Source organism: Pseudoalteromonas sp. EB27 (genome assembly GCF_001974875.1).
Lineage (GTDB): Bacteria > Pseudomonadota > Gammaproteobacteria > Enterobacterales > Alteromonadaceae > Pseudoalteromonas.
On sequence record NZ_MTQD01000007.1, the window covers coordinates 130,589 to 142,649 of the forward strand.

Here is a 12,061-nt window from a genome sequence, read left to right on the forward strand (position 1 = left end):
TAGACACCAACATAGTGAATTAATTCTCTTTAAAATCAAGTAAAAGCTAAAGTAGCGTATCAAATAAAGTTATTTAGAATTACTCACAGCTAAGATTGAAACTTTCAGCGTACAGTTGTACACTGAAATTAATTCCAATAGTGGTAGGAACAGTTATGTCGTTAGAAGCGCCTTATTCCCGTAAAGAAGAGAAATTAAACGTAATCAGCCATGCACTCGGTATTATATTTGCCGTATTTGTAATGTGGGATTTATTTAGCCAAGCCACCAGCACTAAAGCATATATTAGTACTGCAATTTACGGCAGCAGCCTATTTGTGCTGTTTTTGTCATCCACTTTGTACCACGCCAGTATTCAACCGCGCTTAAGAGCCTTTTATAAAAAGTGCGATCACTGCGCCATATACTTATTAATTGCAGGCACCTACACTCCCTTTTTATTAATCTCGTTAACCGGTGCTTGGTCATGGGCCACACTTACATTTATTTGGGCGGTGGCACTGGCGGGCGTAGCGTACAAAGTATTTGTAAAAAACGGTAATAAAAAAATATCACTCGCCACCTACTTGCTCATGGGTTGGTTTGCACTGGCTATTGTATATCCGCTTTATTCAAGTGTTGATGTGAAGGCACTTTACTGGCTACTTGCCGGCGGCATTTTTTATAGTTTAGGTACATTATTCTACAGCGCTAAAAGCACCCAATTTAGCCACGCTATCTGGCACTTATTTGTTATTGCTGGGTGTGTTTGCCATTATATTTCAATTAGCAATTATGTTTATTGAGCCTGTATAGCCAATTAGAATGGTCTGGTTTGAGCGATTACCGGTCATTGGGAAAGTTAAATTTATTCCTGTGTTTTGAGTAGAAATCTAATTTTGTCCAATAACATTATTAAACGCCGTTTTGGGGGGAAATAATATGATTAATTTCTAGCAGTTTTAATTACTTGTTTACAAAAGTAATTATTGGTGAAATTATTATGGTATGTAATTTACGCTATTCTGGTGTGTTATAAACCACCAAAATGGTGTTCAATAAGCTGTTAGAGCGTATGCGATGCTTAGCGCATTCCATCAAATTTTAAGAAGTATAAAAAAAGGATATTTTTAACATGGCAAGATGTACAGCACCTAGTAATGGTCATCGTACTGCGAGTGGGGTTGCGAATTGTCCCGCTTGTAGTAGTCGTAGTCGCGGGTATGGCGGTTACTCTTCTTACACCTCACCGTCATATACCTCATATGGTTCTAGTTCTCGTAGTACTAGCACTCGTGGTAGTTCATCAGGCTCTAGTAGACCCAGGTGGTCTAAATCAAGTTCTTCTGTTTCATATACTCCTACACAAATTCAATCACTTACTCCAATTCGTGAAACTGTTGAAGCTAGAGCGGCAGCTCAACCAGATCTTAGAGATGTATTTCTTTGTCACGCATGGGGAGATCGTAAGGAAGCAGCAAAAGAACTAAACGATTTACTTGTGGCGTCAGGTGTAAAAGTTTGGTTTAGCGAGAAAGATCTTGCTCTTGGTATACCAATGATGCGTGCAATAGATAAAGGGTTGGCAAATTCACGAATTGGTCTTGTGCTTGTTACTCCAGCGATGCTTGAGCGCCTTCCTAAAGAGAGTGTTGCCGACAAAGAACTATCTGCGCTTTTGGCAGGTAACCAACTTATTCCTATTATGCATAATGCTACATACGAAGACTTGCGAAATGTCAGCCCATTACTTGCCTCTAGAAGCGGGTTGGATACTGCCGAAGATTCAATGGCAGTAGTTGCGGAGAAAATTGCAGAGCTAGTTAATATTGAGTTTTAGTGAAAATACGCTCTAGTAAGTTGCTTAAATGGACAAAACAACAGCTGGCTTTTTACTCGTTCCTCGTTAATTTTGGCCAGCTACTTTATTGCCGCTTAGCAAACCGTTATGTTTACGGAGATGTTTGGTGAAAAATATACCTAAATTGGTATTCATAATATTAGTGCTAAGTATTTTGTTAATGCTTAAATCGAGTAACGAACCATTTTTATTTAACAGCCAATTTCCTATATTCAATCAATTTCCTATCGGTAATAGTATTGTATTGAATATTTCATTAGGTCTTTTTGTTAGTGCTTTATTTTACTACTTTACAGTGTTTATTCCCGACTACCGTAAACGTAAAATTATTAAGAACAATTACCTAAATCAATACAAACACTTTAAACAGAACATGATTAGTCACTTTTTAAGTGCGTGTGAAACATCTTATCCGTCAGACTTGGTAGACACCTTATTAGACCAAAAAGAATTTAAAAGTTACTTCTCGCTGAAAGCAACAGATTCAGAAGATAAGTGGCATGTTGTTTTGAATAAAATGGATCATGAACTTTTAGAAATTATGCTACTAGAATTTGAGGCTTTTAAAGAAAGTACAGGCTACGTTCTAAATAATATTGAGTTTAATCAACCAGAATCATTTGAATTTTTCCATCACTTTAATAAGCAAATTGTTTTATTAAAAAACATCACTGATGATTACGATGAAATAAAATCATTTAGTAGGTTTTTGTGGTCACTATTCGCAGGTTGGTGCTGGATTGAAGGTTATGCTGAAAAAGATAGATTTCAAGAAATGATAGACAGCATATAAGAAAACATAATAAGGCATTTAAACAGAAGTTGCTCCTCACCCGTTTTAGTGGACACCTCCTCAACATTTTAGCCAACATTTTTTTGCCCATTATTAGGGCGTTACCACTGTCTGCAATTGGCACTTAGCAGCCATAAATATGCGAATCAAACATCAACAAAAAGGTAAGCAAATGAGGTCGCCTTTGCTAATTTCTATTTAAATGACAGCAAGTCGCACTTTGCTGAAGCGTGCTGTGAGCGAGAACCAGTCATTGAGTGAGTAATTAATTAATGACTACTTCCCCCCTTTTTTATATGTTCAAATAACCCATCATAAGCATAATATATATAGCTAGCAATAACTTATGCTTTTTGCTATTAATAGAAGCTAATAAAATAAGGACGTTTTCGCTTAAAAATAGAGAAAGAGTCCTCTGATAAAGCATTTATATTTAAAGGAGTGTTACATGGAGTATAAGTTTATTGCAGTTTCTCAAATCTGGGCTACAGGTGGTATGTTAAATAGAGCAAACGCTAAAGCAAACGAGTTGGCAAGAGATGGGTGGGTGTTATCAAAAATGGAAAAAGGCTTTAGTGGTTTTTTATTTGCAACTTTATATCTAGCCTTTGAGCGTAAAATTTAAATATAACAAGCGACTAAGGTTTCGATTATCCGATCATGGCACATAGCCCCCTTCGGATATAAAGTATTTTATCCACTAAACACATACTCCAAACCACTATAAAGTGTAATTTATATCTTGCTCTTTTTTAAAGTTTGGTAAATGGCTCTAGGTGGAGTTAGCTAATTTGCTACCAGATGAAGTTAACTGTAGTGAAAACCCTAAGAAGTTAAGTCTATTTTGAAAGGGGATTGCTTTTTATCCATTCTTTCAAGTGGTCAATGAAGTTCCTAACTATTATCGATTGGTTTTTCCTAGACGGATATAATAGGTTAATTGAAATTGATGGGTCACACTCCCAATCTTCTAAAATAACCTTTAAGCGCCCTTTTTCAACACGTTCTTTAATATGCCAATCTGACAAGAGTGCAATACCATGATCTAATTCCACCATACCCAAAACGCTGTCCCCTAAGCTAGAAGAAAAGCTGGGGTTTAACTTAACTGTTTTTCGTTCACTTTCTCTAATGAATGACCAGTTAGTTTCATTCCCAACGGTTAATAAACTATGATCAGTTAAATATTCAGGTGATTGTGGTACTCCTTTTTTTTCTAAATAACTCGGCGTTGCACATAATATTCTCTTTGTATCAGATAGCTTTTGACCAATTAATGATGAATCTCGCGAAGGGCCATGTCTAATTGCCAAATCAACACCTTGTTCAGTTAAATTAACTAAACTATCTGTAGAAATGATTTCAATATTAACTTGCGGGTAACTTTCTAAAAAGCTGCTAATCACAGGTAATAGATAGCTTTGTGTAAAAGAAGCTGACGCAGTTATTTTTATTTTTCCTTTTAACGTATTTGTTGGGTCGAGGTCATGTTCAATCTCATCGCTAATACTTAAAAGTCTTTGCGCATGGTTATATAGCTTCTCACCCGTAAATGTCGGACTAAGGGTCCGTGTTGTTCTATAAAATAATTTAGCACTCAGTCTGTTTTCGAGCGCTATCAACCTTTTACTCACTGCTGCAGCCGTTAGGTTGTGAGCATCAGCAGCCATTCGAATAGATTTAAGTTCAAAAATCGTACTGAATATCTTTAGTTCTTCTATTGAATCAATCAAATTATCAACCTTTTGGAATTAATCATTAAACTTTTAGTGTGTTTTTGGTTGTTAATTATGTTGATAACATCACTTTCGTCAATAACAAAGAGGAAATTATTATGAAAGCAATAGCTATTAATGGTCATGGTAACGTTAATGTTTTACATGAAATCGAAGTTGATGCGCCAAAATCAAAACGCGGTCACGTCGTAATAGATGTAAAAGCGACAAGTGTTAACCCTGTTGATACTAAAATCCGTCAAGGCAGTGAAGGCACTGCTGGTATGACTTATCCAGCAATCCTTCACATGGATGTATCGGGCGTAATCAGTGAAGTAGGTGAAGGTGTAACTAACTTTAAAATTGGTGATGAAGTATACGGTTGTGTCGGCGGTATCGTTGGCATTCCGGGTACTCTTGCAGATAAGGTTGAAGCTGACGCTGTATTATTAGCACATAAACCTAAAACGCTTAGCTTTGGTGAGGCGGCTAGCTTGCCTTTAGTAGCAATTACTGCATGGGAAGCAATTATTGGTCGAGCTGAAATCCAGCCGAGCGATAGAGTGTTGGTTCATGGTGGTACAGGTGGCGTAGGCCACATTGGCCTTCAGCTTGCAAAAGCACTAGGTGCACATGTTACAACGACTGTTGCAGATGAAGCTCGCGCAGAAATTGCAAAACAATTAGGCGCAGATGAAACGGTTCTATTCCCTACAGAAGAGCCAAAGGAATATGTTGAACGACTAACCAATGGTCAAGGCTTCGATACGGTATTTGATACAGTGGGCGGGCCCGTTTTACAAAACTCATTAATCGCTGCAAAACTGAAGGGGCATGTTATCTCTACAATTGGTTATGCTGATTATAACTTAACTGAAATGCACTTTAAGGCTCTAAGATTAGACCTAGTATTTATGGCGATTTCAATTATTCATAACATCGATAGAGAGACTCACGGTGACATTCTACGCCGACTTGCTGGGCTTGTAGATAAAGGTCAAGTTAAACCTCTTATCGATAGTGTTTTCCCTTTAACTTTACAAGGAGTTAAAGATGCTCACACTCGTCTAGAGTCAGGGTTAGCCACAGGTAAAATCGTAATCGAGCGTTAAATTTCTGCTATTTAATTAAAGGCTGTGTAAGCAGCCTTATAAACCAAGATAAAGGTTAAAAATGGACAATGAAGTAATGATTGTTGTGGATATTCTATGTGAAACACAACATTACAGCACCGTATTAAATGCAATTTATGAATGTTCGAGTGACAGTATTCTTGAAGATGGATGCGAGCGTTATGATGTTTTCCCTGATGTTAATGGGTCACAAAGAATCACATTAATTGAAATGTGGCGTGACATAGATACTTTAGAGCAACATAAGATACTGCCTCATTATCTTCAATTACAAACGTCTTTAGAAGGTAGAGTGCTATCAGTCGATATTAAAGCAGCTCGTGTGTTTGAGGGCTTGTGATAAATGAAATATCTTCGCATATCAGATATTAAAGCAAACTAAGATTTTGCTATGAGGGTCTAGGGTTGAAAGCTCTAAAAAGGAAAGGCTACTTTGAAGCAAAGTTTTCTCTTATCTTTTAGCTGCGCAAGGTGATGAAAGCGCTCAAATTGAACTTACTTATAACTGGGAGCCTGAGTATCTAAATACAGGGAGAAACCTCGGTCATATAGCCTACAGAGTTGAAAATATATACGAGACATGCGCTCATTTACAGGAACTAGGCATTGAAGTAAATCGACTTCCTCAAGACGGTCAAATGGTTTTTTTACGCTCTGCGGATAATATTTCCGTCGAGTTGTTACATGCAGGTGAGCCGCTACCAAAAAACTGAGACTTGAGCTCCAATGCCTAACAATGAAAGTTTGTAGCTTATTTTACAAGTAACCGACAAATCGGTTGGTTTAATTTATATGAGAAAGATAGTATGAAAATTTTATTATTAATGACACTAGTTTTCGCGGCTCCAAGTTTTGCTGCGGATAAAATCCTTTTCGTACTGACTAGCCACAATAAAATGGGTTCGTTAGATATGAAAACTGGCTTTTGGTTAGGTGAGTTAACACATCCTTATTACGTCCTTGCTGATGCAGGCTTTGAAGTTGATGTTGCTAGTATTGATGGTGGAATGGCCCCAATAGACCCTAAAAGTCTAGATTTTTCAGATGAAAACAATGCTAGGTTTATAAATGATAAAAAGCTCATGGCTTCAATTATAAATACTAAAGCGATGGAAGATGTAAACAGTGAAGATTATCAAGCAGTAGTTTATGTAGGCGGTCACGGTACCATGTGGGACTTCTCGAACAATGAACGTATCAATAAATTAACTGTTTCAATATATGAGCGAGGCGGTATTGTAAGCGCGATTTGTCATGGCCCAGCAGCTCTTACAGACGTAAAGCTTAGTAACGGACAATACCTCGTTAAAGGAAAAAAATTAGCTGCATTTACTAACGAGGAAGAGTCAAATGTAGGGCTAACAGAAGTTGTTCCTTTCTCACTACAGGATACATTAATGTCCAAAGGTGCAAAGCACATTTATGGTGCTGCATGGACGGTAAACGTTGTGAATGATAGGCGAGTTATTACTGGTCAAAACCCGCAATCAGCTCGTAAAGTGGGCGAAGAGATTCTAACTGGATTAAAAGGCATCAAATAGGCATTTAATGTCAGACACTTATCAATTCAAGGTTTTTAAGTGAATTTCAATAAAGAATGGGTAGTAGTACATAGTGAAAAATATCTTAATTTTAAATGGCGGTAAATGTTTCGCTCACTCTAAAGGTGAGCTTAACAATTCGCTCACAGCCTTTGCTGAAAGCTTCTTTGTACAAAGTAACTGTAATGTTCGTAACACAACTATTGATAAAGGATATGATGTCGATGAAGAAATTTCTAAATGGCTGTGGGCTGACTTGGTAATCTTTCAAATGCCCGCATGGTGGATGGGGCCTCCTTGGACTGTGAAAAAGTACATGGATGAGGTGTTTACCAAAGGGCACGGTAAGTTATATGAAAGCGACGGTAGGTCTAGAAGTGATATTTCAAAGCAGTATGGATCTGGAGGCTTACTTCACGGTAAAAAATACATGCTTTCTGTCACGTGGAATGCCCCAATAAATGCGTTCATTGATAGTGAGCAGTTTTTTGAGGGGACTGGGGTAGATGGTGTGTATTTACCCGTGCATAAAGCAAATCAGTTTTTAGGAATGAAGCCACTAGAAACTTTTGTTTGTAGCGATGTTATAAAAAATCCCCAAATAAAAGCCGATATGGAGCGATATAAACTACATTTAGGGGCAGCCTTAAGATCTGATTTATCATTGTTAAGTATTTGTATATAGCTCTACTCTATGGACCTTATGCCTCATAAAAACACCTTGTTCTTACGTACATGGTGTTTTACCTAGATAGTCAGCTGATTACAGCTCTGTTGAAGGTTACCAATGGCCGCCCAATAACTTTCAGAAAGAGTAAAAGAAGGTTTTGCTTTAAAAAAACGTGGGGTGTAAGCGAGTGCTATGTGAATGTCCGCTTCTGGCACTGAGCCGAACTTTGGCACAGAGCGATAACCGACCATTCAGGTGAGTCGTCATTAACTTAGTAAGAATAAGTGAAAACCTCCCTCTTTTTCACATAGTAAAATAACCTTTCCTAAGCTTAATATTTATAGCTGGCAATAACTTACACTATTTGCTATTAATAGAAACTCATACAATAAGGACGTTTTCGCGCTAAAAAAGGGAAAGTGTCCTCTGATAGAGTTGTTAGGTTGCATATGAGCACTGAGATTGAACCAATGTATGTTGATTGTGGCGAACATGGTAAGCGAGTTGCAGCCGTCGTCTGTTGCCATTTGTTGAAACCAGAAGGTGTACCTGTAGGCTTTATTGGAAACTCTAGCGAACCTAATGACCTTCAAGCGTGGTGTTCCAAATGTGAAGCCTTGTTTGATGAAGAAGATGGTATGACTGAGAAGTTTCGAGCCTTTAATAAAATGTCAGTTGTGTGTGTCAATTGTTATGAAACATCAGCTGATTATCACAGCGTCGAGGCTCAATAGTGTTTGTTGTAGACCAGCAACCTAACAAGCCAAGTCAGCGGGAATTTTACTCGCTGAAAAACGCTCTTAAAATCCCCTGCTTGGGGCGTTAGCAGCCATGAAGATCCCAGCATTTTTAGTTATTTTTTTCTTCTCTATGGAAATTAGTGCGGAAAAATTTGGGAATTGGGAATATTTTATTCCTCAGAATAGCCGCTTTTCGCTCAATCCCATTGATAACGGGTTATATCTGCAATTTTTCGGAGAGATTACTTTCAATGCTAAAATCGTCGCAACGATAAATGAAAATGGCGAAGCTTATATTCTGGCGGCGATTCCACCTGACGAAATAATCCGGTTGTTGCCGTCAAGGAAAATTGGAAATATTCAGTTGCCTAAATATATTCAATTGTTAAATAACGAAGAAATGTTATCGTCTCTGAACATGATTAAATATGAAAACGCAAAAAATTCAAAAATCATTATAGGTAGCGCAAAAGTTACAATAACTAGTTTACAAAGTGGAGCTGATTGTGGTGTCGCCAATTTTTTTGCCTTTAATAATTCAATCACCAATCTCGAGTATTACAAAAGCTATGAGGTTGTTAAAAGCCCGAGCTACTAACAAAACGATGAAGACGGATTTGTCAGAAGAGCGCTACCAAACCGCTTATCGTAAGTTTTACCACCGTCCGCTCATGGCACTGAGCCGAACTTTGGCACAGAGCCATGAGTAGCCACTCAAAAACTGTAATGTAAGAAATCAAGATTCTTCCTTTTTTAATTGATTTATCTTCAACCTAGGCTCTGCGGTGTTCGTAAGACCTACCTGTAAAGTGGTCTTCGCCTCATAAAAAAAGCACGGTGCACGCACAGTGATAAAAAGTAATAATATTTTGTATTAAACAAACTTACTTGACGTTTTACTGCAATTACCCTGAAACTCCAGTTTGTTTTTTAAACTAAAGAAAAGCTGACGTCGAAAAGTACAAAATTTAATTCGAGTGCCACGCTTACTTGCGATAGGTGAAAATTTTATATTTGGCTTCTATAATTTTCGGGGGGATTAGCATATCACTTAATGATACATTTTAACGTACTGCTATTTTCTGGCTTAATTATAAGCCCATCAGTGTAGCAATAAACGCACCTTCCCAACTTGATTGGCTTAATGAACGGTGTGTAATATTTTCGGTACTAATATCCACTTTTTACCCGTCATCCGCTCTTATATTTTCTCCAGTTTAAATATAAACACTTTAAAATAAGTAACATAGCTTAATATTTAAAAAGCACCTCTGTGGCATATCTATTGCTTTTTATAAAGAAGGCGGTGTACGTAAACAGCTAAAATGTAAATTTTAAAGGAGAGAAAGAGTGGGAGCATTACAAGCTAACTATAATATTGCTATTCGTGCTAAATCAGTTAGTCGCTCTTTAGCTTCGACATTTTACAACCACACACGCCTCTTATGTTTTTTACATCACCCAATTCACGCTAAGCAAAGAGAAGTAACAGCATTGCTGTGCTGTCTGAGATTACGCTCTTTGTGATTACATGCAATTAATCGAACTTATACTTTACGTTGAGGAGACTTTGATATGCCAACTAATCAATTTACTATGCAAGATCCTAGAAGCCAATATCAGATGGGACGTACCGAAAAAGACAGTAATCAACCGGACCCAGGGCTAGATGAAATTTTAAAACCTAAAGCAGATCATGGCGAAGACACCTATGAGGGCCACGACAGGTTAAAAGGCCGTAAAGCTTTGATCACAGGCGGCGACTCTGGGATTGGAAGAGCCGTAGCCATCGCATTTGCAAGAGAAGGTGCGGAAGTTGTTATTAATTACTTACCCAGCGAAGAAACCGATGCGAAAGAAACACTCGATATACTAAAAGCCAGCGGTAACAAGGCTTGGGGTATTGCAGGTGACATATCTGATGAAGATTTCTGTAACAGCCTTGTCGCTCAAAGCGTTGAATACTTGGGGTCAATTGACATACTAGTTAATAATGCTGGTAAGCAACAATTTGTCGCCGAGTTAGAAGATTTATCTACCGAGCAATTTTGCCAAACATATGCAACAAACGTATTTGCTATGTTTTGGATAACAAAGGCCGCAGTAAAGCATATGCCACCCGGGGCAAGTATTATTAACACAACCTCTATCCAATGTTACCAGCCTTCTGCTGGACTTCTTGATTACGCATCAACTAAAGGCGCAATTACTAGCTTTACTAAAAGTTTAGCAAAAATGGTAATAGATAAAGGCATTCGGGTTAATGGTGTTGCTCCAGGGCCAATTTGGACTCCGCTACAACAAAGTGGCGGCCAACCGGCGAAAAAACTTCCCGAATTTGGTGATAACGTGCCGCTAGGTAGACCAGGCCAACCTGCCGAACTAGCCCCAACATATGTATACTTAGCTTCGCAAGAGTCAAGTTACATTACCGCTGAAATAATGGGCGTGACAGGTGGGCAACATCTACCTTAATCATAATGACTAACACATTAGTTAATCTCAACAGATGACTTTAAACAACATAATAGCGGCGAGAATACGCCGCTTTTATTACCTATTCTTTTCGCATCACATCTAAACGAAGTCCACTAAGTATTCGTGAAACTGTGGTTATAAACACCCTAAAAGCCTGAGCTACCCACTGCACTATTTGACTTAGTACGAGGTTGAGTGACCCTATTTAAGCACGCATAAACAAACTGCTTAAACAACTAGAGCTGCTTAAGCAGTCAACTTAGGCTTTATACCTATTTATCGAACTGGCTTTATGCGTTGTCTTTTTTAGCACGTATACCGCGAATGAACTCTTCTAAATAAGGCATAAACTCTAGCACGAGTGATATAAATAGCACTGTTATCAAGTAAGTTATTGGTATAGGTGACTCTTTTAATTGGAGCGTAAATTCAGGAGGAAAGCCCCCGGGAGTAAATAATGCTGTAAATTGCTCCCAGTGCCGCGCAATAATTAACACTAAAGCCAACAGCGGTATCATTTCTAAAAAGCTATGTATATGCTGCTCTATTGGCCCTACTCTACGTTTACTTACCGCGTAAGTTACATCCCACATTGCTGTAAGTTCATGAATAAAAAACAACAAGATACTAATAGCAATAATCAAGCTATTAACTTCAAAAATTAAAACAAGAATTAACGGTATACCCACTTCGGCAAACATTAATAGATGAATAAACGACTCTTTTGCACCACTTGTTGTAGAAATATTACTACGTCGATGACAAAACCAATCCGCAATGCCAGCTACAAGCCAAATAGGGATCACAAAGTACATTAAAATAACTAAAGTAGGGTCAGTCATATTTGGTTAGTCCTTAAAATCAAGTTTTTAAAAATTGTCACACTCAAAACTAAATATATACGCTTGGTCATTTCGATAATTAATAACGTACCGATAAGCATAAACCGTGTTCTTCAAACACGTTCTTAGCCACTTTTATTATAGCTTTAAGAATTTTTTTACTTAGCTGTATATGAGATACCTTTTGAAGCGAGCTCTTGAACCACCACGGGTATGCTCATTATTTTCTACGACAGATTGTTACTTCAAGTGGTATGCCAAACTTTTATTTTTAGTGGATTGCATGAAAACGCAGGTATAAGTAGGTGT

General features: G+C 37.8%; 14 protein-coding genes. 12 read left to right on the plus strand and 2 right to left on the minus strand.

What is annotated here, in order from left to right:
• Window positions 1–155: 155 nt before the first annotated feature.
• The 4 genes from BW142_RS09635 (at window position 156) to BW142_RS20720 (ending at window position 3,258) form a co-directional block, all read left to right on the plus strand.
• Window positions 156–785, plus strand: a complete 630-nt coding sequence (locus tag BW142_RS09635) for a hemolysin III family protein (protein ID WP_076924733.1) — start codon at window positions 156–158, stop codon at window positions 783–785.
• Between the two features lie 329 nt (window positions 786–1,114).
• On the plus strand, window positions 1,115–1,819 hold the full coding sequence (locus BW142_RS09640; protein ID WP_076924734.1) for a toll/interleukin-1 receptor domain-containing protein: 705 nt from the start codon (window positions 1,115–1,117) through the stop codon (window positions 1,817–1,819).
• Between the two features lie 163 nt (window positions 1,820–1,982).
• Complete coding sequence (locus tag BW142_RS09645; protein WP_143475928.1) at window positions 1,983–2,633, plus strand: hypothetical protein; 651 nt, start codon at window positions 1,983–1,985, stop codon at window positions 2,631–2,633.
• 448 nt (window positions 2,634–3,081) lie between these two features.
• Window positions 3,082–3,258: a hypothetical protein gene (locus BW142_RS20720; protein ID WP_165722958.1), complete on the plus strand. Its 177-nt coding sequence runs from the start codon at window positions 3,082–3,084 to the stop codon at window positions 3,256–3,258.
• A gap of 214 nt (window positions 3,259–3,472) precedes the next feature.
• Here the strand turns inward: BW142_RS20720 and BW142_RS09650 are convergent, their stop codons facing one another.
• Window positions 3,473–4,366: a LysR family transcriptional regulator gene (locus BW142_RS09650; RefSeq protein WP_054981793.1), complete on the minus strand. Its 894-nt coding sequence runs from the start codon at window positions 4,364–4,366 to the stop codon at window positions 3,473–3,475.
• Between the two features lie 101 nt (window positions 4,367–4,467).
• On the opposite strand from BW142_RS09650, the gene BW142_RS09655 reads away from it, so the two are divergent.
• The 8 genes from BW142_RS09655 to BW142_RS09690 all read left to right on the plus strand — a co-directional run bounded on the left by BW142_RS09655 (window position 4,468) and on the right by BW142_RS09690 (window position 10,907).
• The gene (locus BW142_RS09655; protein WP_076924736.1) at window positions 4,468–5,460 is read left to right on the plus strand and encodes a zinc-binding dehydrogenase; all 993 of its coding nucleotides are present in this window, start codon (window positions 4,468–4,470) and stop codon (window positions 5,458–5,460) included.
• Between the two features lie 85 nt (window positions 5,461–5,545).
• Complete coding sequence (locus BW142_RS09660) at window positions 5,546–5,821, plus strand: antibiotic biosynthesis monooxygenase (RefSeq protein WP_171972321.1); 276 nt, start codon at window positions 5,546–5,548, stop codon at window positions 5,819–5,821.
• Window positions 5,822–5,969: 148 nt separating this feature from the next.
• The gene (locus BW142_RS20925) at window positions 5,970–6,194 is read left to right on the plus strand and encodes a VOC family protein (protein ID WP_347154940.1); all 225 of its coding nucleotides are present in this window, start codon (window positions 5,970–5,972) and stop codon (window positions 6,192–6,194) included.
• 198 nt (window positions 6,195–6,392) lie between these two features.
• Window positions 6,393–7,022 carry a type 1 glutamine amidotransferase domain-containing protein gene (locus BW142_RS09670; protein WP_216351713.1) on the plus strand — a complete coding sequence of 210 codons (630 nt, stop codon included), beginning with the start codon at window positions 6,393–6,395 and terminating at the stop codon, window positions 7,020–7,022.
• 73 nt (window positions 7,023–7,095) lie between these two features.
• Entirely contained in the window at window positions 7,096–7,707 is a 612-nt protein-coding gene (locus BW142_RS09675) for an NAD(P)H-dependent oxidoreductase (RefSeq protein WP_076924738.1), read from the plus strand.
• A 434-nt stretch (window positions 7,708–8,141) separates the two neighbouring features.
• The gene (locus tag BW142_RS09680) at window positions 8,142–8,426 is read left to right on the plus strand and encodes a hypothetical protein (RefSeq protein ID WP_076924739.1); all 285 of its coding nucleotides are present in this window, start codon (window positions 8,142–8,144) and stop codon (window positions 8,424–8,426) included.
• 97 nt (window positions 8,427–8,523) lie between these two features.
• On the plus strand, window positions 8,524–9,030 hold the full coding sequence (locus tag BW142_RS09685) for a hypothetical protein (RefSeq protein ID WP_076924740.1): 507 nt from the start codon (window positions 8,524–8,526) through the stop codon (window positions 9,028–9,030).
• A gap of 977 nt (window positions 9,031–10,007) precedes the next feature.
• Entirely contained in the window at window positions 10,008–10,907 is a 900-nt protein-coding gene (locus BW142_RS09690; protein ID WP_076924741.1) for an SDR family oxidoreductase, read from the plus strand.
• A gap of 293 nt (window positions 10,908–11,200) precedes the next feature.
• Here BW142_RS09690 and BW142_RS09695 read toward each other — a convergent pair whose 3' ends face one another.
• A complete protein-coding gene (locus BW142_RS09695) occupies window positions 11,201–11,752 on the minus strand; it encodes a hypothetical protein (protein ID WP_029753163.1) in 552 nt (183 codons plus the stop codon).
• Window positions 11,753–12,061: the final 309 nt, after the last annotated feature.

Bases quoted from the DNA above. Each gene is read 5' to 3' on its own strand.
- BW142_RS09695 (WP_029753163.1), bottom strand. From the start codon at position 11,752: ATGACTGACCCTACTTTAGTTATTTTAATGTACTTTGTGATCCCTATT.
- BW142_RS09680 (WP_076924739.1), top strand. From the start codon at position 8,142: ATGAGCACTGAGATTGAACCAATGTATGTTGATTGTGGCGAACATGGT.
- BW142_RS09670 (WP_216351713.1), top strand. From the start codon at position 6,393: ATGAAAACTGGCTTTTGGTTAGGTGAGTTAACACATCCTTATTACGTC.
- BW142_RS09685 (WP_076924740.1), top strand. From the start codon at position 8,524: ATGAAGATCCCAGCATTTTTAGTTATTTTTTTCTTCTCTATGGAAATT.
- BW142_RS09635 (WP_076924733.1), top strand. From the start codon at position 156: ATGTCGTTAGAAGCGCCTTATTCCCGTAAAGAAGAGAAATTAAACGTA.
- BW142_RS09640 (WP_076924734.1), top strand. From the start codon at position 1,115: ATGGCAAGATGTACAGCACCTAGTAATGGTCATCGTACTGCGAGTGGG.
- BW142_RS09655 (WP_076924736.1), top strand. From the start codon at position 4,468: ATGAAAGCAATAGCTATTAATGGTCATGGTAACGTTAATGTTTTACAT.
- BW142_RS09690 (WP_076924741.1), top strand. From the start codon at position 10,008: ATGCCAACTAATCAATTTACTATGCAAGATCCTAGAAGCCAATATCAG.
- BW142_RS20720 (WP_165722958.1), top strand. From the start codon at position 3,082: ATGGAGTATAAGTTTATTGCAGTTTCTCAAATCTGGGCTACAGGTGGT.